The 21,912-nt window shown below is 70.4% G+C and carries 16 protein-coding genes and 1 pseudogene; 10 read left to right on the top strand and 7 right to left on the bottom strand.

The window, feature by feature from the left end:
- Positions 1–996: pseudogene (locus ACSEEN_RS18240) on the top strand (putative PEP-binding protein); the annotation flags it as partial.
- A gap of 170 nt (positions 997–1,166) precedes the next feature.
- On the opposite strand, the gene ACSEEN_RS18235 reads toward ACSEEN_RS18240, so the two are convergent.
- The 6 genes from ACSEEN_RS18235 to ACSEEN_RS18210 all read right to left on the bottom strand — a co-directional run bounded on the left by ACSEEN_RS18235 (position 1,167) and on the right by ACSEEN_RS18210 (position 10,217).
- Positions 1,167–1,493, bottom strand: a complete 327-nt coding sequence (locus tag ACSEEN_RS18235; protein ID WP_247868089.1) for a cupin domain-containing protein — start codon at positions 1,491–1,493, stop codon at positions 1,167–1,169.
- A 148-nt stretch (positions 1,494–1,641) separates the two neighbouring features.
- The gene (locus tag ACSEEN_RS18230) at positions 1,642–2,880 is read right to left on the bottom strand and encodes an MFS transporter (RefSeq protein WP_247864934.1); all 1,239 of its coding nucleotides are present in this window, start codon (positions 2,878–2,880) and stop codon (positions 1,642–1,644) included.
- On the bottom strand, positions 2,877–3,638 hold the full coding sequence (gene narI / locus ACSEEN_RS18225) for a respiratory nitrate reductase subunit gamma (protein ID WP_247864933.1): 762 nt from the start codon (positions 3,636–3,638) through the stop codon (positions 2,877–2,879). The genes ACSEEN_RS18230 and narI overlap by 4 nt, the downstream gene beginning before the upstream one ends.
- Positions 3,635–4,369, bottom strand: a complete 735-nt coding sequence (narJ, locus tag ACSEEN_RS18220; protein WP_440713957.1) for a nitrate reductase molybdenum cofactor assembly chaperone — start codon at positions 4,367–4,369, stop codon at positions 3,635–3,637. The genes narI and narJ overlap by 4 nt, the downstream gene beginning before the upstream one ends.
- Before the next feature lie 452 nt (positions 4,370–4,821).
- The gene (narH, locus tag ACSEEN_RS18215; protein ID WP_247864931.1) at positions 4,822–6,465 is read right to left on the bottom strand and encodes a nitrate reductase subunit beta; all 1,644 of its coding nucleotides are present in this window, start codon (positions 6,463–6,465) and stop codon (positions 4,822–4,824) included.
- Positions 6,465–10,217, bottom strand: coding sequence for a nitrate reductase subunit alpha (locus ACSEEN_RS18210; RefSeq protein ID WP_440713956.1), 3,753 nt, complete (start codon positions 10,215–10,217; stop codon positions 6,465–6,467). Before ACSEEN_RS18210 ends, narH begins: the two co-directional genes overlap by 1 nt.
- A gap of 75 nt (positions 10,218–10,292) precedes the next feature.
- Here ACSEEN_RS18210 and ACSEEN_RS18205 point away from each other — a divergent pair, with 75 nt between their 5' ends.
- A complete protein-coding gene (locus ACSEEN_RS18205; RefSeq protein WP_440713955.1) occupies positions 10,293–11,378 on the top strand; it encodes a tellurite resistance/C4-dicarboxylate transporter family protein in 1,086 nt (361 codons plus the stop codon).
- Between the two features lie 305 nt (positions 11,379–11,683).
- On the opposite strand, the gene ACSEEN_RS18200 is transcribed toward ACSEEN_RS18205, so the two are convergent.
- On the bottom strand, positions 11,684–14,056 hold the full coding sequence (locus tag ACSEEN_RS18200) for a serine/threonine-protein kinase (protein ID WP_440713954.1): 2,373 nt from the start codon (positions 14,054–14,056) through the stop codon (positions 11,684–11,686).
- Positions 14,057–14,242: 186 nt separating this feature from the next.
- Between ACSEEN_RS18200 and ACSEEN_RS18195 the strand changes: the two genes are divergently transcribed.
- The 8 genes from ACSEEN_RS18195 (at position 14,243) to ACSEEN_RS18160 (ending at position 21,670) form a co-directional block, all read left to right on the top strand.
- Complete coding sequence (locus tag ACSEEN_RS18195; RefSeq protein ID WP_247864927.1) at positions 14,243–14,548, top strand: urease subunit gamma; 306 nt, start codon at positions 14,243–14,245, stop codon at positions 14,546–14,548.
- Between the two features lie 8 nt (positions 14,549–14,556).
- Positions 14,557–14,883 (top strand): urease subunit beta, encoded by a 327-nt coding sequence (ureB, locus tag ACSEEN_RS18190; protein ID WP_298444471.1) that lies wholly within the window; start codon positions 14,557–14,559, stop codon positions 14,881–14,883.
- 3 nt (positions 14,884–14,886) lie between these two features.
- Positions 14,887–16,623: an urease subunit alpha gene (locus ACSEEN_RS18185; RefSeq protein ID WP_440713953.1), complete on the top strand. Its 1,737-nt coding sequence runs from the start codon at positions 14,887–14,889 to the stop codon at positions 16,621–16,623.
- A complete protein-coding gene (locus tag ACSEEN_RS18180) occupies positions 16,623–17,348 on the top strand; it encodes an urease accessory protein UreF (protein WP_440713952.1) in 726 nt (241 codons plus the stop codon). Before ACSEEN_RS18185 ends, ACSEEN_RS18180 begins: the two co-directional genes overlap by 1 nt.
- Positions 17,341–18,069 (top strand): urease accessory protein UreG, encoded by a 729-nt coding sequence (gene ureG, locus ACSEEN_RS18175; protein WP_440713951.1) that lies wholly within the window; start codon positions 17,341–17,343, stop codon positions 18,067–18,069. The genes ACSEEN_RS18180 and ureG overlap by 8 nt, the downstream gene beginning before the upstream one ends.
- Positions 18,062–18,811, top strand: coding sequence for an urease accessory protein UreD (locus tag ACSEEN_RS18170; protein WP_440713950.1), 750 nt, complete (start codon positions 18,062–18,064; stop codon positions 18,809–18,811). Before ureG ends, ACSEEN_RS18170 begins: the two co-directional genes overlap by 8 nt.
- A complete protein-coding gene (locus ACSEEN_RS18165; protein WP_440713949.1) occupies positions 18,808–19,845 on the top strand; it encodes a HoxN/HupN/NixA family nickel/cobalt transporter in 1,038 nt (345 codons plus the stop codon). Before ACSEEN_RS18170 ends, ACSEEN_RS18165 begins: the two co-directional genes overlap by 4 nt.
- Before the next feature lie 127 nt (positions 19,846–19,972).
- A complete protein-coding gene (locus ACSEEN_RS18160; RefSeq protein WP_440713948.1) occupies positions 19,973–21,670 on the top strand; it encodes a purine-cytosine permease family protein in 1,698 nt (565 codons plus the stop codon).
- The last annotated feature ends 242 nt before the right edge of the window (positions 21,671–21,912 follow it).

Here is a 21,912-nt window from a genome sequence, read left to right as displayed (position 1 = left end):
CCCCCCCCCCCCCCCCCCCCCCCCCCCCCCCCCCCCCCCCCCCCCCCCCCCCCACGGCCGTTGCCGTCACCCGAATCCTCCCCGCGGGCGCCGGAGGTCACCGCCACGCGGGTGTATGTGAATCTGGCGACCCCCGACGCCGCCGAAGAGGTGGCGGCGTCGGGCGCCGACGGCGTGGGCCTGCTGCGCGCGGAGTTCATGATCACCGAGGCGCTCGGCGGTCTGCATCCGGCCAAGCTGCTGGCGCAGGGCCGCCGCGAGGAGTACGTCGCGACGATGGCCGACGGGGTGTCGCGGATCGCCGCCGCCTTCGCCGGCCGGCCGGTCGTGTACCGGACCATCGACCTGCGCTCGAACGAGTTCGCCGCCCTCGACGGCGGCGACACCGAACCGGACGAGGACAACCCGATGATCGGGTACCGCGGCTGCTACCGGTACATCCGCGAGCCCGAACTGTTCCGGCTCGACCTCGACGTGATCGAGCGTGTGCGGCGTACCCACCCCAACGTGCACCTGATGATCCCGTTCGTCCGGACCCGCTGGGAGCTGGCCGAATGCCTCGCGCTCCTGAACGACCACCCGCTCGGCGCGGACCGCGGCCTGAAGCGATGGATCATGGCCGAGGTGCCGTCGGTCGTCTACTGGCTGGACGAGTACGCCGCGCTCGGCATCGACGGCGTCTCCATCGGCAGCAACGACCTCACGCAGCTGATGCTCGGGGTCGACCGCGATTCCGAGGTCTGCAAGGAACTCTTCGACACCATGGATCCGGCCGTGCTCGACGCCATCGACGCGATCATCGAGAAGGCGTCCGCCGCCGGACTGACCACCTCGCTGTGCGGTCAGGCGGTATCGCTGTACCCCGAACTGGCCGAGCACTTGGTCCGGCGGGGCATCACGTCGGTGTCGGTCACTCCGGACGTCGCCGAACGGACCCGCCACAACGTGGCGGTCGCCGAACGGGCCATCCTGCTCGATGCGGCCCGGCGGGGCTGATCCGCGGGACGTGTGGGCGCGAGCGGTATGCGTCCGCGACAACCGCGAGCTGCCCGCGACAGCGGTCGGCGACGCGACGCGCGCGGTTGTCGCGTCGTCGACCGCTGTCGCGTGGGCGTGACGACTGTCGCGGGTCCCGACGAGTCGAAGCGCCGTTCGCGGTGCTCCTGCTACAGGGCGACCGTCAGCAGGACCACGGCGTCGGTGTCGGCGGCCAGGCCGTGGCGGACCGGTGGGATGTCGGTCCGCTGGCCCTCGGTGAGCGAGAGATCCGGGGTGCCGGGGGCGGTGAGCCGGACCGTGCCGCGGAGCACCTGGAGGGTGGCCTCGCCGGGGCTGGAGTGGTCGTGCAGGGCCTGGCCCGCGACCAGGGCGATCACGGTTTCGCGGAGCCGGTCGCCGTGGCCCCGGACCGTCGCGGAGGCGCGGTGGGCGGGGGCGTCGTGCGCGGCGGCGAGAAGTTCGTCGGCGAGGGCGGGAAGGTCGGTGACGCTCATAGCGGTGGTCTCCTCGGAAATGGGGGGCTTCGACACGGGCTCCTTCGTCGCCCGGCTCAGCCGGCGGGTGCGGGCTCCTTCCTCGCCCGGCCCGGCAGGCGGATACGGGTTCCTTGTCGCCCGGTGGTTCTGAGCGGAGCCGAGGGGCTCAGCCGGCGGGCGCGTCCTCTCGGCGCGGGATGCCGAAGATCGTGAACAGGCAGGCGACGGCGGCGAAGCACACCAGCAGGATCAGCCCGACGGTGTAGCTGTGGGTCGCGGCGTCGTAGGTGGCACCCATCACCAGCGGCGGGAAGAAGCCGCCCAGACCGCCGGCCGCGCCGACCAGGCCGGTCACCGCGCCGACGCGGGCCGGCGGGCTGGCCAGCGCGACCCAGGCGAACACCGACCCGGCGCCCATACCCATCATCACGGCCATCAGGATGAAATCGACCGCGGCCAATCCGTTGCCCAGTTCCGGCTTGAAGATCATCCAGACCGCCAGGAGCGCGGCGCCACCGCACGAGATCGCGGTGATCAGGCGCGGACCGAACTTGTCCGACAGCGCGCCGCCGATCGGCCGGGCGATGACCGCGGCGATGGCGAAGCCCGCGGTCCGGGCGCCGGCCGACTTGAGATCCTGGATGTCGTACACGTCGGCCAGATAGGTCGGCAGATAGGTGGAGAAGGCGACGAAACCGCCGAAGGCCGCCGCGTACAGGAACGCCATCTGCCAGGTGATCGGCAGCTTCAGCGCGCTGACCAGCTTCGGCACGGCCGGCTCGGTGTTCGGGGTCCAGGCGGGCGCATCGCGCATCATCAGCCACGTGATCACCGCCATCACGACCAGCGCCACCGCGATGATGATGTGCGTCGGGAAGTAGCCGAACCATTCCCGGAACCGCGGGGTGAAGAACGCCGACAGCGCGGTGCCGCCCATACCGGCCCCGAAGATGCCGGTCGCGAAGCCGCGGCGGCTCGGCTGGTACCAGTTGTTCACGAACGGGATGCCGGCGGCGAAGCTGGTGCCCGCGATACCCAGGAAGAAGCCGATCACGACCATGAACGGGAAGCTCTTCATCTGCCCGGCGACGGCCACCAGGAGCACGAACGGCGCGGAGAGCAGAAGCAGCCCGGTGAACATCACCCGGCCGCCGAAGCGCGGCGTCAGCACGCCGACCACGATGCGCCCCAGCGAACCGACCAGGATCGGCACGGCGATCAGCACCGACTTCTGCGTCGGGTCGAGGCCCATCTCCTTCTCGTAGAACTTGGCCAGCGGCGCGATCAGATTCCACGCCCAGAACGTGAGCGCGAAACCGGCGGTGGCGAGGATCAGGTTCCGGGTCTGGGCGCCGGACGTGACGCCGGGCGGCAGCGCGTCGACGGGAGCGGGGGTGACGGTCATGACTCTCGATCCTCGGTGCCGATGGGAGCCCAGGCCTTGGACCTGGGGTGCGGACCCGACTGCGGGCCGCGGGTGGTCTTGGTGTCCCGGCTGCGGTACACGATGTACGGCCGGAAGAAGTAGTGCAGCGGTGCGGTGAAGATGTGCACCAGCCGGGTGAACGGCACCAGAATGAACATCAGCATGCCGAGCAGCACATGGATGTGGAAGCGCAGCGGCGCCTCCTCCATGGCGTGGATGTCCGGCTGCAGGATGAAGATCGACCGGAACCACGGTGCGACGGTCTCCCGGTAGTTCACCCCCGGCCCGTGCGGGTCGACGGCGCCGACGAGGGTGATGTAGCTGCCGGCCAGCATCGCCGACACCAGCACCAGGTACATCAGCTTGTCGTTCCAGGTGGTGGCCGCGAAGACCGGTCCGACGGTGCGCCGCCGGTAGATCAGGATCGCCACCCCGGCCAGCGCGGCGACCAGCGCGATGATGCCGCCGATGGCCGCGACCATGTGGTACAGGTCCTCCGAGACGCCGAGCGCGGTGGTCCACGACTCGGGGATCAGCAGACCCATCACATGGCCGACGATGACCAGCAGGATGCCGTAGTGGAACAGCGGCGACCCGATGCGGAGCAGCCGCGATTCGTAGAGCTCGGACGACCGGGTGGTCCAGCCGAACTTGTCGTACCGGTAGCGCCAGACGGTGCCGCCGATCACGGCGACCAGTGCCAGGTAGGGGATCACTCCCCAGAGAAAGACGTTCATCGTCTCGCCTCCACACGTGCGTCGGGACGCGGCGATGTGCGGGTCATCGCCGCCATGTCTTGGGCGGTGAACAGGGGGAGCAGCCGGGGATCGCCCGACTCCAGGCCGACACGTTCGACGGCCGGCGCACTCTGCCGCATCGACAGCGCGGTGGCCTTGTCCTTCGGGGACTCGCCCGGCAGGGTGTCGCAGATCGCGCGCAGGACGCCGGCGTAGGCCGACCCCCTGTCGAGCAGGGCGAGCCGGATCAGTTCGAGCGACGCGCGGTGCTCGATCAGCAGTTCGCGTCCGGCGGGCAGATCCGCCCGCGCGGCGAACTCCAGAATCATCGGCAGGTAGTCGGTCAGTTCGCCGTGGGTGTCGACGAGGAAACCCGAGTCCCGGTAGGTCTGCTTGATCGCGGCCAGGGCGTTGCCGCGCCGCCGGGTGTCCCCGTCGGACCAGTAGGTGAGGTACAGGGTCTGGTGGCGGGACAGGTCGAAGACGTCGACGTAGTCGCGCCGCAGGTCGTCCGGGGTCGGCGCCGCGTCGCCCCTTGAGCCTGTCGTGTCGTCCCTCGAACTTGTCGTATCGCCCCTTGAGCTTGTCGAAAGGTGCTCGACGAACCGCGCCAGCGCCCGGGTGGACGGAGAATCCGGGAGGTCGGCGAGGGCGGCGGCGAGGAGAGGGGTCTGGGACAGCAGCTCGTCGTCGGGGTACTGGAGGGTCAGCGACGCGACCTGGTAGATCACCCGGTGGGTGGTGTCGGTGGCCGGCCTTCGTCTGGTGATCGGGTGTCGAGAACGGCGTTTCGACACGGGTTCGGCTAGCGCCTCACCCGGCTCAACGGGCTGCCTGGGCTCGGCGGGTTTTCTGGGCTCGGCGGGTTTCCTGGTGGGTTCAACGGGCTGTGAGGGGCGTTTCGACACGGGTTCGGCTAGCGCCTCACCCGGCTCAACGGGCTGTATTGGCTCAACGGGCCGCCTGGACTCGGCGGGTTGCCTTGACTCGGCGGGTTGCCTTGACTCGGCGGGTTTCCGGGACTCGTCGGGTTTCCGGGTGGGCTCGGCGGGCTGTGGGGGGCGTTTCGACACGATCTCGCCTAGCGGCTCGATCGGCTCAACGGGCTGGTGGGCGAGCTCAACCGGCTGCGTTGACTTCACGGGCTGCCTGGATTTGGCGGGGCGGCGGAGGGGGTTGCGCATCACTTCCTCCCGAGGGGGGAGCCGTTGCCGTCCCAGTTGAGCAGGTTGACCCGGCGGCGGAGGGTGGCGTCGTCGGCGGCGTGGTCGCTCGACTGGCGCTGCTTCAGGGCCTGGAAGGTCTCGATGGAGACCGGCGTCGCACGACCGCTCGCCTCACCGAAGGGGCCGGACTCGTACATGCCGGGGCCGTCGTCGTAGTCCAGCGAGCAGGCCATCTCCTCCAGCCGGTGGCCCTCCTCCTTGTGGGCGGTGGGGATCACGTAGCGGTCGTCGTACTTGGCGATCGCCATCAGGTGGTACATCGCCGTCATGGACTCCTCGTCCATGCCGACCGACGCCGGGATCAGCGGGTTGGGTTCGCGGCCCAGGGCGACGTCGCGCATGTAGCTGCGCATGGCGGCCAGCTTCTTGAGGACGCCCTCGACGACGGAGGTGTCGCCCGCGGAGAACAACTCGGCGAGATACTCGAGCGGGATGCGGAGCGTGTCGATGGCACCGAACAGGTTGTCGTGGTTCTCGCCGTCGTGCCCCTGCCCGGTGAGCAGGTCGACGATCGGCGACAGCGGCGGCACGTACCAGACCATCGGCATGGTGCGGTATTCCGGGTGCAGCGGCAGCGCCACCCGGTACTTCTTCGCCAGCGCGTAGACCGGCGAACGGCGGGCCGCGTCGATCCAGTCGTCCGGGATCCCACTCCGGCGAGCGTCGGCGATCACCCGGGGATCCGCCGGGTCGAGCATCAGGTCGAGCTGCGCCTCGTACAGGTCCGTCTCCTCGGGCACCGAGGCGGCCGCGGTCACCGCGTCGGCGTCGTACAGGAACAGCCCGAGGTAGCGGAGGCGGCCCACGCAGGTCTCCGAGCACACGGTGGGCTGCCCGACCTCGATGCGCGGATAGCAGAACGTGCACTTCTCGGCCTTGCCGGTGCGGTGGTTGTAGTAGATCTTCTTGTACGGGCAGCCGGTGATGCACTGGCGCCAGCCGCGGCAGCGATCCTGGTCGACCAGCACGATGCCGTCCTCTTCGCGCTTGTAGATCGCACCGGACGGGCACGACGCCATGCACGACGGGTTGAGGCAGTGCTCGCAGATCCGTGGCAGATAGAACATGAAGGTCTGCTCGAACGAGAACTTGATCTTGTCCGAGGCCTCCTGGCGGAGCTTCTGCAGGATCGGGTCGAGTTCCTCGGTCGCCGCGGAACCGCCGAGGTCGTCGTCCCAGTTGGCCGACCAGGTGATCTTCATGTCCTCGCCGGTGATCAGCGACTTGGGCCGGGCGACGGGGATGTCGTCGCCGAGCGGCGCGGAGATGAGGTTCTCGTAGTCGTAGGTCCAGGGCTCGTAGTAGTCCTCGAGGGTGGGCTGGACGGGGCTGGCGAAGATGGTCGCCAGCTTCTGCAAGCGGCCGCCGGTGCGCAGCCGCAGGTGGCCGCGGCGGTTGAGCTTCCAGCCGCCCTTCCACTGCTCCTGATCCTCGTAGCGGCGCGGATAGCCCTGGCCGGGCCGCGTCTCCACGTTGTTGAACCACACGTATTCGGTGCCCGCGCGGTTGGTCCACGCCTGTTTGCAGGTCACCGAACACGTATGACATCCGATGCACTTGTCGAGGTTCATCACCATCGCGACTTGGGCCATGACTCGCATCAGTAGGTCACCTCCTGGCTGCGCTTGCGGATGGTCGAGACGATGTCCCGCTGATTGCCGGTGGGGCCGAGATAGTTGAAGGCGTAGGAGAGCTGGGCGTATCCGCCGATGAGGTGCGACGGCTTCACCAGCAGGCGGGTCACCGAGTTGTGGATGCCGCCGCGTCTGCCGGTGGCCTCCGACTTCGGCACGTCGATGGTCCGCTCCTGCGCGTGGTGCACGTAGGTGACGCCCGCCGGGATGCGGTGGCTGACCACCGCCCGGCCCACGAACACGCCGTTGGCGTTGACGCACTCGATCCAGTCGTTGTCGACGACGCCGATCGCCGCGGCGTCCTCCGGCGCCAGCCATGCCGTCGGCCCACCCCTCGAGAGTGACAGCATGAACAGGTTGTCCTGGTACTCGGAGTGAATCGACCACTTGTTGTGCGGCGTCAGGAACCGGACCGCGATCTCCATCTCGCCGGTCGGGCCGAGCTTGGGTTCGCCGAACAGCCGGTGCATGTCCAGCGGCGGCCGGTAGATCGGCAGCGCCTCGCCGATGTCGAGCATCCAGTCGTGATCGAGGTAGAAGTGCATCCGCCCCGTGAGGGTGTGGAAGGGCTTCTCCCGCTCGATGTTCATGGTGAACGGGGCGTAGCGCCGGCCGCCGGTCTCACTGCCCGACCACTCCGGCGAGGTGATCACCGGCTGCGGGCTGTCCTGGGTGTCGGCGAAGGTGATCCGCTTCTCTTCCGAGCCCGCCGCGAGGTCGACGAAGGTCTTGCCGGTGGTCCGCTCCAGCTTCTCGAAGCCGTCGACGGCCAGTTCGCCGTTGGTGGTGCCGGAGAACATCAGGATGGCCTCGGCGAGTTTGGCGTCGGTGTCGATCGCCGGCCGCCCATCGACGACGGATCCGCCGCGGGATCCGTTCGGCCCGCTCGCTGCGCTCCCGGTGCCGAGCATCACGCCGTTCTTGGCGGCGAGCTTTCCGGTCTGCGAGGCGATGTCGAAGGTGACGTTCTTGACCGTGAACCCGAGCTTGTCGGCGAGCGGACCCACCGAGGCGAGCTTGTCGGCGATCGCCGTGTAGTCGCGTTCGACGACGACGTACTGCGGCAGATTCTTCCCGGGCACGCCCGGGGAGTCGCCGCCGAGCCAGTCGTCGACGATGCCGTGCGGATTCGCGGTCTCCCCCGGGGTGTCGTGCTGGTTGGGGGTGGCGACGATGTCCCGCACGGTGCCCAGGTGCTTGCGCGCCTGCTTCGACAGCTCCGCGGCCAGCGCGTGAAACAGGTCGAAGTCGCTCTTGGCCTCCCACGGCGGATCGATCGCCGGGCTGAACGCGTGCACGAACGGATGCATGTCCGTCGAGCTCAGGTCGTACTTCTCGTACCAGGTCGCGGCCGGGAGCACGATGTCGCTCATCAGCGTGGTCGACGTCATCCGGAAATCCGCCGACAGCAGCAGGTCGAGCTTGCCCTCGGGGGCCTCGTCGCGCCAGCGGACCTCATTCGGATGCGGGGTGTCCGGGTGCTCGGTGCCGAGCACGTTGTGCTGGGTGCCGAGCAGATGCCGGAGGAAGTACTCGTCGCCCTTGGCGCTGGAACCGAGCAGGTTGGAGCGCCACAGCACCAGCGTGCGGGGCCAGTTCTCTTCCGCGTCGACGTCGTCGATCGCCGGGGTCAGTCCGCCGTCGTGCAGTTTCTGCGCGACATACGCGCCGGGGCTGGCGGCCTCGCCGGCCTCCACGGCCGCCGCCGCGGCGTCGGCCACCTGCAGCGGATTGGTGGAGAACTGCGGGTAGAACGGCATCCAGCCGAGCCGCGCGGACTGGGCGATCGCGTCGGCGGTGTGCGGATGATCCAGCACGCCCTTGCTGAGCGGAGACGCCAGCGCCGTCGTCGAGTAGCCGTCGTTGCGCCACTGATCGGTGTGCATGTACCAGTACGACGTCCCCGGCTGCGTCCGCGGCGGCCGGCTCCAGTCCAGGGCGTTGGCCAGGGAGATCCAGCCGGTGATCGGGCGGCACTTCTCCTGCCCGACGTAGTGCGCCCAGCCGCCGCCGTTGCGGCCCATGCTGCCGGTCAGATTGAGCAGCGCGAGGATCGCGCGGTAGGTGACGTCGCCGTGGAACCACTGGCAGATGCCCGCGCCCATGATGATCATCGAACGGCCGCCGGACTCCTCGGCGTTGGTGGCGAACTCGCGGGCGACGCGGATCGCGGCCGCGGCGGGGATCGAGGTGATCTCCTCCTGCCACGCCGGGGTGTAGGGCGTGGACGCGTCGTCGTACCCGGCCGCCCAGTCGCCGGGCAGGCCGTCGCGGCCCACGCCGTACTGGGCGAGCATCAGGTCGTACACGGTGGTGACCAGCCGGTCGCCGATCCGGCGTGCGGGCACGCCGCGGGTCAGCACGGTGCCGCTGCCGTCGGGGGCGTCGAACGCGGGAAGGCTGATCGTCTCCGGGGTGGCCTCGGCGTCGTCGTACAGGCTCAGCCGCGGGACGACGCCCTCCAGGTCGAGGTTCCATCGCCCCTGGCCGGACTCGGCGTAGCGGAAGCCCATCGAGCCGTTGGGGACGACGACGTCGCCGGTGGCGTCGTCGAGGAAGACCGGCTTCCACGCGTCCTCGGCCGCCTCGCCGCCGAGCTGCTCGGCGGTGAGGAACTTGCCGGGGACCAGTGTGGGGGCGCCGTCGTGGTCCTGCTCGTCGAGCTCGATGAGGAAGGGCAGGTCGGTGAACTTGCCGACGTACTCGGTGAAGAACGGCACCTGCCGGTCGACGAAGTACTCCTTCAAGAGCACGTGGCCCATGGACATCGCGAGCGCGGCGTCGGTGCCGGCCTGCGCGGGCAGCCATTCGTCGGCGAACTTGGTGTTGTCGGCGAAATCGGGCGAGACGGTGACCACCTTGGTGCCGCGGTAGCGGACCTCGGCCATCCAGTGCGCGTCCGGGGTGCGGGTGACCGGGACGTTGGAGCCCCACATCATCAGGTAGGTTGCGTCCCACCAGTCACCGGATTCGGGGACGTCGGTCTGGTCGCCGAAGACCTGTGGGCTGGCCACCGGCAGGTCGGCGTACCAGTCGTAGAACGACGTCATCACGCCGCCGATCAGCTGGATGAACCGGGTGCCGACGCAGTGGCTGACCATCGACATGGCCGGGATGGGCGAGAAGCCCGCACAGCGGTCGGGGCCGTAGGTCTTGATGGTGTGCACGTGCGCCGCGGCCGCCATCTCGACGGCCTCGGACCAGGTCACCCGGATCAGGCCGCCCTTGCCGCGGGCGCGCTGGTAGGCGCGGCGCCGCAGCGGGTCGCCGGTGAGGTCGGCCCAGGCCTCGACCGGGTCGAGCCCTTTCGCCCTGGCCTGGCGGTACATCTCCACGAGGACGCCGCGCGCGTATGGATGACGCACCCGCGTCGGGGAGTAGGTGTACCAGGAGAAGGCCGCGCCGCGGGGGCAGCCGCGGGGCTCGTACTCGGGGCGGTCCGGGCCGACGCTCGGGTAGTCGGTCTCCTGCGTCTCCCAGGTGATGATGCCGTCCTTGACGTACACCTTCCACGAGCACGACCCCGTGCAGTTCACCCCGTGCGTGGAGCGGACGATCTTGTCGTGACTCCAGCGGTCGCGGTAGAAGACATCGCCCGCGCGCCCGCCCTCGCGGAAGACCGCGCGCTTATCGTTCGTCTCGTCCCACTTCGTGAAAAACTTGCCGATGTCGAGGAGTGCCTGCGCCGCTTCGCCCTGGGTTCTCGGTGTGCCGACCATGGTGTCAACCGTAAGGTAATTCCGAGCACTTCGGCTCATTTAAAGTATTTAGTCCCTGATTGAACGGAGTGGTTCATGTCCGGTTCGCTCGGTCGTCTCGTGACGGCGTGGCGGGGTCTGCGCTTGGATCACTTCACGTTCGTGATGGCGACGGGGATCGTGTCCACCGCGCTGCACAACACCGGCGCCGAACTGCTGTCGCTGATCGTGCTGTGGATCGCGATCGCCGGATACGCGGTGCTGGTCAGCGGGGTGGTGGCCGGCGCGGCGGCAGCGGGCATTGGCGAACTCGGCGAGCAGGTGGTGTCCCGGCGGTGCGGGACACTCGCGTTCGTCGCCGCGGGCGGGGTGCTCGCCGCGCGGTTCGCCGCGATGGGACTTGCGACCCTGACACTGGTGGTGATCGTCGTCTCGGCGATCACCTGGGCGGCGCTGCAATACGGTGTGCTCGGCACGGTGGTGGGGCAGGCGAGTCGTCGCCGGGGCGGCCGCGGCGCGCCGGGGTTGTCGATGTTCGACGGCACCTGGTTCCTGGTGGTGGTCTCCACGCAGGCGCTCGCGGTTTCGCTGGGTGCCTGGTCCAAGGCCGCCGGATCGGACATCGGGGCCACGCTGGCGGTGCTCGCGTGGGGTCTGGGGATCCTGCAACTGGCGGTGATCGCACCGCTCGTCGCGGCGCGGCTGCTGCTGGTCGGTGTGCGGCGAGACGACGAGGTGGCGCCCTACTGGGTCTTCCTCGGCTCGGGGGCGATCTCGATTCTGGGCGCCGCGGAGGTGCTGGGCACCGCGGAGGAGCAGATCGTGATGCCGCGCCCGGTGGTCGGCGGCATCGCGATGGCGCTGTGGGCGTTCGTGACCTGGATGCTGATCCCGACCATCGCGCTCATGCTGTGGCAGCACTCGCGGACCGGCGCGATCCGCGGCTACCGGCCCGCGCTCTGGGCCATGGTGTTCCCGATCGGCATGTACGGCGAGTCGACGCGCCAATTCGGGTACATCCGCGGCACGTCGTGGCTCGACACGATCGGCACCTGGGAGTCGTGGGTGGCGCTGGCCGTGTGGCTCTGCGTGGCCGCGCTCCTGGTGGGCGCGCTGGCCCGGATCGTGACCGGGCGGCGCCCGGCTGAGACACGACGGAGCCTCGAGCCGAGTGACGGGTGAGCAGGTCCGTCGTCGGTGACCGCCATGTGACCACCTGTCCCGGGGTTTCTCGCTCGTGTCTGGGGCGGGTCGGGAGGTCCGGGGGTGGTGTTCGGATGGTGGTCACGGGTGACGGGACTCCTGCGGCTGGGCGTCGCGCGCGGTGACCGGGGAGCGCCGGGTGGCGCGGCAGAACAACGGCACGATCGCGGGGCACGATCCCCATATGCACGCGTGAGCCGCCAAGACGCCGTCGTCGTGCGGGCCGCCGTCGATTCTGAGCCCGCGTCGAAGCGCTGTAGACCTGCGCGGGACGGCGCCAGGGATCAGAGCAGGCGGCGGTTGCGGTCGTAGAGCTTGCCGCCGGCGACGAGGAGGCCGTACGAGTTCTTCAGGTACACGGTCCAGTCGGCGGCATAGCCGCGGCCCGGGCCGTAGGCGCCGAAGCTGCCCGACGAGCCGGAGTCGTTGCTGACCAGCAGGCGTTCGCCGTCGGTGCCCAGGACCTTCGGCAGTGTCACGGTGATGTCCTGTCCGCCGCCACCGGAGTAGGCGTCGAACCAGGCCGTGGCGTAGCCGGAGCCCGAACTCGCCGAGGCCGTCGGCGAGGTGTAGGACACGGCCACCGCGGTGCCCACGGCGGCCAGGATGCGACTGGCGTCCGACTCCAGCCGGACGGTCACCGCGGGTCTTCCGGTCGCCGGATCGAAGGTCGCGGTCTGGTTGCTCTTGTCATCGGTGAGGACGGGCAGTCCAGTGGCCGCGGCGGAGGGTTCATAGTCGACGGGGAGCCAGCCGTCGTCGACGGTCGCGGTCTTGGTGCCCGCGGCGTTGTAGAGGTCGACGCGGTCGGCGTCGTTCACCACCGCGAAGCCGCCGCGGAACGGCATCCAGGTGGTCTGCACGTCCTGCTCGGGGTTGATCGCCTTGGAGGCATCGTGGGTGAAGAGCACCTTGCCGGTCGTGATGTCCCGCAGCGTGAAGACGGCGCCGTCGGTGACGGCGGCCACCGGGGATCCGTCCGGCACGGTGTCGGTGGACGAGGTGCTGTCGTCGGCCGACCAGAGTTTCCGGCCGGTGAGACCGTAGGCGGCGACCGAGTAGTCGCTGCTGATCAGCGCGGTGTCGCCGGTGACGGTGAGCCGGGTGCCGCTGCCCGTGGGCAGTGTGGTCGCCGCGCCGGTGGTGAGGTCGACGATCGCGTAGCCGCCCGAGGAGGAACCGGTCGAGCAGATGATCTTGTTCGCGGTCGCGAGGTTCCGGCAGCCGTAGAGGTCATCGAAGCCGGTGACCCGGACGGTGCGCTGCAGCTTGCCGGTGGCGGCGTCGACCAGGTCGATGGTGGTGCGGTCGGCGTCGCTCTCGGCCATGTACACGGTGGTCTCGGTGCCGCCGATCGCCTGCGGGCTGGAGTAGTCGTTCGCCGAGGGCTTGTAGATCCACAGTGCCTCCTTCGGCTCGGTGGCCAGCGATGCCATGTCCGGGGTCACCGGGTCGCGCTTGAGCTTCTTCGCGTCGGCGGCGACGGTCACCGGCGACGACGCCCCGCCGCCTCCGCCGTGACCGTGGCCGCCGACCGTGGTCGCGACCGCGATCACCGCGCCGACCAGGATCAGCACACCGACCACCGCGCCCACGATCAGCGCGGTCCGATGCTTGCGGGGCTCCCGTCCGGGGATCTGCGGACCGGCGCCGGAGGCCGGGGCGAAGGGCGGATACCCGCCGCCGGCCGGCACGAACGGCGGGTGCTGCCCGGGCGGTACCTGGTGCGGTGCCGCGGGGACCGTGTGCGGGGTCGCGGCGACCGTCGGGGGTGATATGTCGCGGCGGGGCTCGGTGACCGGTGATCCGCCGTGCGCGGGGGCGGCGACGGTGACGTCCAGAGCCGCGGCCAGTGCCTCGGCGAAGGCGCGGCTGGTCGGGAAGCGCTCGGCCGGATTCTTGGCCAGCGCGCGGGCGAAGACGGCGTCGACCGCCGGACTCAGGTCGCCGCGCCTACTGGTGACCGCCGGGACCGGCTGCTGAAGGTGCGCCATGATGATCGACACGGCGTTGCCGCCGCCGAACGGCGGGACCCCGGTGAGCAGGGTGTGCGCGGTGCAGGCCAGCGAGTACTGGTCGGCGCGGGCGTCGAGCGGCAGCGATTGCAACTGCTCGGGGGAGGCGTAGGTGACGGTGCCGATCGTCATGCCGGTGCCGGTGAGTTCGGCGGCCTCGGCGGCGAGGTGCGCGATACCGAAGTCGGTGAGCAGGGCGCGGCCGCGCTTGTCGAGCAGGATGTTGGCGGGCTTCACGTCGCGGTGGACCAGCCCGTGGTCGGCGGCCTCGTCGAGCGCGTCGGCGATCTCGGCGACGATCGCGATGGTCTCGGCGGCCGGGACGGGGCCGCGCGCGATGACACCGGTGAGGTCGGTGCCGTCGACCAGTTCGAGAGCGATCCAGAGGCGGCCGTCGGCCTCGCCGCGGTCGTGCACCTTGACGATGTTGGGGTGGGAGAAACCGGCGACCACATCGGCTTCCCGCTCGAAGCGCCTGCGGAACTGGTCGTCGTGGGCGAGCTGAGCGGCGAGCACTTTGAGGGCGTCGTTGCGGGGCAGTCGTGGATGGCGGGCCACGTAGACCTCGCCCATGCCGCCCGCCCCGAGCAGGCGCTCGACGGTGTATCCGGCGAAGACCTCGCCCGGCTGCAAAGTGCTCATGTGCCACCCCTGTTTCGACCGATCGCAGATCAGCGTAACGGTGGCGCCGGGCGGTCGGTGGTGGCGGGACGCCGGACCGGCGGGTGTTTCCGGCGGGTGACGTTCTGGTTACGCGTATCGGGGCGACCTCGGCAAACGGGCCGAGAGTGGCCGGACGGGCCGCGCGGGGGTGGCACCATCGGGCGCATGCACCTGACACCCGGAGACAGCGAGAAGCTGCTGTTGGCCGTGGCCGGGATGGTCGCGCGCGACCGTCGTGAGCGCGGCGTGCTGCTGAACTACCCGGAGGCGGTCGCGCTGCTCTCGACGTGGGTCATCGAGCGGGCCCGGGAGGGCTTGCCGGTCACCGAACTCATGACAGCGGGCCGCGAGGTGCTGCGCCGCGACGAGGTGATGCCGGGCGTCGCCGAGATGATCGACGACGTCCAGGTGGAGGCCACCTTCCCGGACGGCCGCAAGCTCGTCACCCTGCATCACCCGATCGAGTCGTAGGAGCGCGCATGTCGCTGAACACCGAGGGACCGGGCGCCGTGCGGGTGCGGCCCGGGACGATCGACCTCAACGCCGACCGCACCGACGACGAGCGGCTGACCCTCGTCGTCGTCAACACCGGCGACCGGCCCGTTCAGATCGGTTCCCACCTCCATCTGCCCGACGCCAACACCGCGCTCGACTTCGACCGGGACGCCGCCCGCGGCTTCCGGCTGGACATCCCGTCCGGGACCTCGCAGCGGTTCGAGCCGGGGGCGTCGCGGCGTGTCGAGGCGGTCGCCCTGCGTGGCCGGCGGCGGGTACCGGGTCTGCAACTCGGTGAGAAGGAGCGCTAGAGCATGCACATCGACCGCGAACGATACGCCGCGATCTACGGTCCGACGGCCGGTGACCAGGTACGACTCGCCGACACCGACCTGTGGATCGAGATCGAGCGCGACCTCACCGTGGGCGGCGAGGAGGCCGTGTTCGGCGGTGGCAAGTCGATCCGGGAGTCGATGGCGCAGTCGACGACCCCGCGAGAACCCGGCGCCGGGAGCGGAGCGAGCGGGCCGAGTGTCACCGGCGCGCTCGACACCGTCATCACCAACGTGGTGATCCTCGACTGGTGGGGCATCACGCGCGCCGACGTCGGGCTGCGCGACGGCCGGATCGCCGGTATCGGGCGCTCGGGCAACCCGGACATCGCCGACGGCGTCGACCCGGCGCTGATCATCGGACCGTCGACCGACGTGATCGCGGGTGAGGGCAAGATCCTCACCGCGGGCGCGATCGACTCGCACGTGCACCTGCTGTCGCCGTCGCAGTGTCACGAGGCCCTGGCCACCGGCATCACCACGATCATCGGCGGTGGCACCGGGCCGTCGGAGGGCTCCAAGGCGACCACGGTGACGCCGGGCGCCTGGCACCTGACGCAGATGCATCGCGCGCTGGACCGGTTGCCGCTCAACGTGCTGCTGCTCGGCAAGGGCAACACCGTCTCCGCGGAGGGCCTCGCCGAGCAGGCGCTCGCGGGTGCCGCCGGCTACAAGGTGCACGAGGACTGGGGTTCCACGCCCGCCGCGATCGACGCCGCGCTGACCGCCGCGGACGACTGGGGCCTGCAGGTGGCGCTGCACTCGGACTCGCTCAACGAGACCGGCTTCGTGGAGTCGACGGTCGCCGCGATCGACGGCCGCAGCATCCACGCCTTCCACGTGGAGGGCGCCGGCGGCGGGCACGCCCCGGACATCCTGTCCATCGCGTCGCTGCCGCACATCATCCCGGGATCGACCAATCCGACGCTGCCGCACACGGTCAACACCGTCGCCGAGCACCTGGACATGCTGATGGTGTGCCATCACCTGAATCCGTCGGTGCCGGAGGACCTGGCCTTCGCCGAATCGCGTATCCGGGCCACGACGATCGCCGCCGAAGACATCCTGCACGACCTCGGGGCCCTCTCGATCACCTCGTCCGACGCGCAGGCGATGGGCCGGATCGGTGAGGTGATCACCCGGACGTGGCAGGTCGCGCACGTGATGAAGGCACGACGCGGCGCGCTCGACGGTCCGAGTCCGGCGGACAATCTGCGCGCCCGGCGGTACGTCGCCAAGTACACGATCAACCCGGCCGTGGCGCACGGCATCGACCACGAGGTCGGCTCGGTCGAGGTCGGCAAGCTGGCCGACCTGACGCTGTGGGAACCCAGGTTCTTCGGGGTGCGGCCGTCGGTGGTGATCAAGGGCGGCGGCCTGGTGTGGGCGGCGCTCGGCGACCCGAACGCGTCGATCCCGACGCCGCAGCCGGTCCTGATGCGGCCCGCCTTCGGCGACGCCATCGGGGCCGATCTGTCCGTGTCCTTCGTGTCGCCGGCCGCGCTCGACGACGGTCTCGCCGGCCGGCTCGGGCTTGCGCGCCGCCTCGCTCCGCTGCGCCCCACCCGCGGCATCGGCAAGAAGGACATGAAGGTCAACGACGCCCTGCCGCGCATCGAGATCGCACCCGACACCTTCGCGATCGCCATCGACGGCGAGCCGGTGACCCCCGCCCCCGCTCAGGAACTCCCGCTCGCCCAGCTCTACTCGATGTTCTGATGACCTTCGCCGCCATGCTGCTCGCCGACGCGCGGCTGCCCACCGGCGGCCACGCGTACTCGTCGGGTGTCGAACCGGCGCTGCGCGGTGGCCTCGCCGCGGAACGGGTGCGGGAGTTGATGCTCGGAAGGGCGGTGACCACGTCGTGCGTGGAGGCGGGGACCGCGGTGGTGGCGCGGCATCTGCTCGTACCCTTCGACACGCCTCCTTCGTCGGCGGCTCAGGGGGCTGTGGCGGTCTCGACAGAGATGTTGATCGAGCGGAGTCGAGATCTCGGCCGTGTGGAACGGGCGTGGGCGGCGCGGACGCCGTCGCCCGCGCTCCGCGATGCCTCCCGCGAACTCGCCCGGGGCTACCGTCGGCTGGCGCGGCGGTTGTGGCCCGACTCGCCCGCGCTCGCGGCGCTCGACGCCCACCCACGACCGTGCCGCGCGGTGGTGCTCGGGGCGATGGCCGTCGAACTCGGCCTGTCACCGGAAGACCTGGCGCGCCTGGTGATCTACGACGAGGCAGCCGGTGCGGCGGCGGCCCTGCTGAAGCTCGAACCCCGCGACCCGGCCGAGGTCAGCGGCTGGATCCTGGACGCGTGTGCGGCCGCGGAACCGCACGTCACCGGCCTCGCCGCACTGACCGAGCCGGCCGCGATCCCCGCGGCCAGTGCTCCCCAAACGGAAGAGTGGGCGCAGGCCCACGCCACATCGGATCGGAGGTTGTTCCGTGCCTGAATCATCTGCGCAGTCAGCTGAGCGCGCACTGCGTCTGGGGGTGGCCGGGCCCGTCGGCACCGGCAAGTCGTCGTTGATCGCGACGGTGTGCCGCTCCCTCGCCGACGACCTGCGGATCGGGGTGATCACCAACGACATCTACACCGACGAGGACGCCCGCTTCCTCAAGTCCGCGGGCGTCCTCGACCCCGACCGCATCCGCGCGGTAGAGACCGGGGCCTGCCCGCACACCGCCATCCGCGACGACGTCACGGCCAACCTGATCGCCGTCGAAGACCTCGAGCGCGACTTCGCGCCGCTCGACCTGGTGCTCATCGAATCCGGCGGCGACAACCTCACCGCCACCTTCTCGCCGGCCCTCGTCGACGCGCAGATCTTCGTGCTCGACGTCGCCGGCGGCGGCGACGTCGCCCGCAAGGGCGGCCCCGGCATCGCCCGCGCGGACCTGCTGGTGGTGAACAAGACCGATCTCGCGCCGCACGTCGAGGTCGACGTGGAGCAGATGGTGGCCGACGCGGAGGCGGCCCGCGAGGGCGGGCGGGTGCTCGCGCTGTCCCGGAAGCGGCCCGACTCGATCGCGCAGCTGCGGGCCTGGGTCCTCGGCCTGATCGACGCGCATCGCACCGGTGCGCACACACCGATCGACCCCGGGCCGATGGCGCCGCACTTCCACGCCGACGACGACCACCCCGAGGGCGGTTACACCCACACCCATGGCTGACCGCGCGACACCGTCGCCGACGATCGTCGAGGTGGAACGGGCACCGGGCCGGGCTCGCGTCACCATGGCGGCGGGTGCCGGGGCCGTGCTGGTGCCGCGGCTGATCGAGCGCACCGGCGACACCGCGCACCTGGCGCTGGTCGCCGGGGGAGCGATGCTGCTCGGCGGCGACCACCTCGACGTGCGGATCGTCGTGGGAACCGGGTGCCTGCTGGAGATCACTGAGGTGGGCGGCACGGTCGCGTACGGCGGCGGTGAACCCGGCCGCCCGGCCGAGCCCTGCTCGTGGACGGTGACGGTCGATCTGGCCGCCGATGCCGCCCTGAGCTGGCAGGGCCGGGAGACCGTCGTCGCCGACGGCGCCGACCTCACCCGGAGGCTGACGCTCACCCTGGCGGCCGGGGCGTGCGCGCTGCTGCGTGAGACCACGGTGCTCGGACGCTCCGGCGAACGGGGCGGCCGGGTCCGGCTGCGCACCGCCGTCACCCACGACGAGGCGCCGCTGCTGGTCGAGGACACCGACATCGCCGGAGACGTTCCGGTGCCCGGGATCGTCGGCGACGCTCGTATCGTCGACACCGTGCTGCTCGCCGGGCGGCGACCGGCCGCCCTCGCCGGGGCGATGGCCCTGGACGGGCCCGGGGCGCTGGCCCGGCACCTCGGCGCCGACCTGCACGACAGCCCGCTCGGCGCCGTCTGGGACGCCTGGCGCACCGAACTCACCGACGGGAGACCGGCATGAGGCACGACGAGCGGCGCGACGTGGGATTGCGGCTGTCCGGCTGGCCGGTGGCCGCCGCGGTGATCATCGGGCTGAACCTGCTCGGCTGGGGTCTGCTCCTGCTGGTCGTCGCCCCCGCCGGGGTGCACTACTCGGCCGGCGGCGGTGCGGCGCTGGCCGTCGGGCTCGGCGCCTACGTGCTCGGCATGCGCCACGCCTTCGACGCCGACCACATCGCCGCCATCGACAACACCACCCGGCGGCTCGTCGGCCGCGGCCGTCCGGCGTCCACGGTCGGCCTGTGGTTCTCGCTCGGCCACTCGTCGGTCGTGGTGCTGCTGTGCGCGGCCCTCGCCGCGGGCATCGGCGCGGCCGCCCGTGCCGTCGCCAGCGACGACTCCGGGGTGCACGCGTTCAGCGGGGTGTGGGGGCCCGCGGTGTCGTCGCTGTTCCTGCTGCTCATCGCCGGTATCAATCTCTGGTCGCTGCGCCGGGCGCGTCGTGCCCGGGCGACCGGCGACGCCGCCGCCCAGGGCGGCCCGATGTGGTGGGTGCTGCGCCGGTTCGAGACGCTGATCGACCGGCCGTCGCGCATGTTCGGCGTCGGTTTCGCGTTCGGGCTCGGCTTCGACACCGCCACCGAGATCGGGCTGCTGGCCCTCGCCGGCACCGCCACCGTCGGGAAGGTGCCGTGGTGGGCGGTGATGACGCTGCCGATCCTGTTCGCCGCGGGGATGTCGCTGCTCGACACGGTGCAGGGCGCCGTCATGCGGCGCGCCTACGCGTGGTCGCCCGGGGCGGCGCCGGATCGCCGGGTGATCCCGTACGCGCTGATCATGACGGGCATCTCCGCCCTCGTCGCGATCGCGGTCGCCGTCGTCCAGCTGGCCGGGATCGGCGCGGACGCCTTCGGGTGGGGTGGGGTGGTCGCGGCGGTCGGTTCCGCCGACCTGGAGACGCTCGGCCTCTGGCTGACCGGGATCCTGCTGTCGCTGTGGGCACTGGTCGCCGCGGCGGTACTGCTGCGGCGCGGCGCCGTCGACCCCGAGAGCTGATCGACTCCGAGCGGTAACCTGGCCGCCGCCCGCGAAACACGGCCGAAACTCCGGCGTCGCGGCCGCGGCATGAGGCCTTCCTACATTCGGTGCACCGGGAGCAACCCGGCACGAGTGGGAGGGTCAGATGACCGAACAACTGGTACGTGGGGAGGCGGGATCGTCGCCCGTCGACCTCGCCGAGCGCGAGGCGCTGAAAGAGACGCTCGAGGACTACACGTTGCGGTTCGCGCCGCGCAGCTACCGCAAGTGGAGCGCCGCGGTGGTGGCGACGTCGGCGCTGGGCGGCATCGCCTACCTGGCGGACTTCTCGATCGGCGCGAACATCGGCATCGCGCACGGCACCGGCAACGCGCTGTGGGGCATCCTGCTGTTCGCCGTCGTCATCGTGATCACCGGTATTCCGCTGGCGGTGTACGCGGCGCGCTACAACATCGATCTCGACCTGATCACCCGCGGCAGCGGCTTCGGCTACTACGGCTCGGTGGTCACCAACCTGATCTTCGCGTCGTTCACGTTCATCTTCTTCGCCCTCGAGGGTTCGATCATGGCGCAGGGCCTGAAACTCGGCCTCGGCATACCGCTGTGGATCGGCTACCTGGTCTCCACGCTGATGGTGCTGCCGCTGGTGATCTACGGGATGAAGGCCCTGGCCAAGCTGCAGGTCTGGACCACCCCGCTGTGGCTGATCATGATGGTCGGGCCGTTCGTCTACCTGGTCGCCGCGCACCCCGGGTCGGTCAGCGACTTCCTGAACTTCTCCGGTGTGGACTCCGACGGCCAGCCGCTCGGCAAGGGGGTCAGCTGGGCCGGGATCATGCTGTGCGCCGGTGTCTGCCTGTCGCTGATCGCGCAGATCGCCGAGCAGATCGACTACCTGCGTTTCATGCCGCCCAAGACCCCGGAGAACAACCGCAAGTGGTGGACCGCGGTGCTCGTCGCCGGACCCGGCTGGGTGGTGTTCGGTGCGCTCAAGCAGATCGCCGGCCTGTTCCTCGCGGTGTATCTGATCGGGCACGTCGCCGACAGCGTGGGCGTCGCGAACGAGCCGGTGCACCAGTTCGTGATGATCTACGAGGACTTCATGCCGGCCTGGCTGGCGATGACCCTCGCGGTGATCCTGGTGGTGATCTCGCAGATCAAGATCAACGTCACCAACGCCTACTCGGGGTCGCTGGCCTGGACCAACTCGTTCACCCGCGTCACCAAGACCTATCCGGGCCGCCTGGTGTTCGTGGTGGTGAACCTGGCGATCGCGCTGGCGCTGATGGAGGCCGACATGTTCAGCTTCCTGTCGCAGCTGCTCAACTTCTACGCCAACTGCGGTATCGCCTGGATAGTCGTGGTCGCCACCGACATCGTCGTCAACAAGTACCTGCTGAAGATCAGCCCCAAGGCGCCGGAATTCCGCCGCGGCATGCTGTACGCGGTCAACCCGGTCGGCTTCGTGTCGGTGATCGTCGCCGCCGGGGTGTCGATCATGGTCTTCTTCGGGGTCTTCGGCGACGGCGTGCAGCCGTTCTCCCCGCTGTTCGCCGCCGGCATCGCGGTGATCCTCCCGCCGGTCCTCGCGGTGGTGACCAAGGGCCGCTACTACCTGCGCCGCGGCGACGACGGCATCGACCTGCCGATGTACGACGAGTACGGCAACCCCAGCGACGCCAAGCTGTGGTGCTGCGTGACGCAGACCGAGTTCGAGCGCCCCGACATGCTGGCCTCGGCCCTGCCCGGCCCCGGCGGCGAGAAGCAGTACATCTCGTCGCTGGCCCTGGCGTGCGACCGCTCCGGCGAGCACGTCCTGCCCGCCGACCCGCCCGTGCGCTGATTCCGTGGGAACCCCGGGGCTGGTGACCCGATACAGGTCACCGGCCCCGGGGTTTGCTCAGGATCGGGAGGGAGGGTGGCAGGACCAGGGGGGTGCAGGACTGGGGGCAGGTTGGGGGGGGTGTCCCTATGACACTTGTCAAGCCGCGGCGGGTACGGGTGCTCGGTAGGGTTCGCGGTTCTTGATCATGGCGTAGAGGACGTCGCAGCGGCGGCGGGCGAGGCAGATGAGTGCGGCGTTGT

It is taken from the genome of Gordonia marina, from assembly GCF_052036135.1.
Lineage (GTDB): Bacteria > Actinomycetota > Actinomycetes > Mycobacteriales > Mycobacteriaceae > Gordonia.
The sequence above is the reverse complement of the archived record's forward strand: the minus strand, read 5'-3'. Positions and strand labels throughout refer to the sequence as shown.

Bases quoted from the DNA above. Each gene is read 5' to 3' on its own strand.
- narH (WP_247864931.1), bottom strand. From the start codon at position 6,465: ATGCGAGTCATGGCCCAAGTCGCGATGGTGATGAACCTCGACAAGTGC.
- ACSEEN_RS18205 (WP_440713955.1), top strand. From the start codon at position 10,293: ATGTCCGGTTCGCTCGGTCGTCTCGTGACGGCGTGGCGGGGTCTGCGC.
- ACSEEN_RS18185 (WP_440713953.1), top strand. From the start codon at position 14,887: ATGCACATCGACCGCGAACGATACGCCGCGATCTACGGTCCGACGGCC.
- ACSEEN_RS18235 (WP_247868089.1), bottom strand. From the start codon at position 1,493: ATGAGCGTCACCGACCTTCCCGCCCTCGCCGACGAACTTCTCGCCGCC.
- narI (WP_247864933.1), bottom strand. From the start codon at position 3,638: ATGAACGTCTTTCTCTGGGGAGTGATCCCCTACCTGGCACTGGTCGCC.
- ACSEEN_RS18165 (WP_440713949.1), top strand. From the start codon at position 18,808: ATGAGGCACGACGAGCGGCGCGACGTGGGATTGCGGCTGTCCGGCTGG.
- ACSEEN_RS18180 (WP_440713952.1), top strand. From the start codon at position 16,623: ATGACCTTCGCCGCCATGCTGCTCGCCGACGCGCGGCTGCCCACCGGC.
- ACSEEN_RS18210 (WP_440713956.1), bottom strand. From the start codon at position 10,217: ATGGTCGGCACACCGAGAACCCAGGGCGAAGCGGCGCAGGCACTCCTC.
- ACSEEN_RS18170 (WP_440713950.1), top strand. From the start codon at position 18,062: ATGGCTGACCGCGCGACACCGTCGCCGACGATCGTCGAGGTGGAACGG.
- ACSEEN_RS18195 (WP_247864927.1), top strand. From the start codon at position 14,243: ATGCACCTGACACCCGGAGACAGCGAGAAGCTGCTGTTGGCCGTGGCC.
- ACSEEN_RS18200 (WP_440713954.1), bottom strand. From the start codon at position 14,056: ATGAGCACTTTGCAGCCGGGCGAGGTCTTCGCCGGATACACCGTCGAG.
- ACSEEN_RS18230 (WP_247864934.1), bottom strand. From the start codon at position 2,880: ATGACCGTCACCCCCGCTCCCGTCGACGCGCTGCCGCCCGGCGTCACG.
- ureB (WP_298444471.1), top strand. From the start codon at position 14,557: ATGTCGCTGAACACCGAGGGACCGGGCGCCGTGCGGGTGCGGCCCGGG.
- ACSEEN_RS18160 (WP_440713948.1), top strand. From the start codon at position 19,973: ATGACCGAACAACTGGTACGTGGGGAGGCGGGATCGTCGCCCGTCGAC.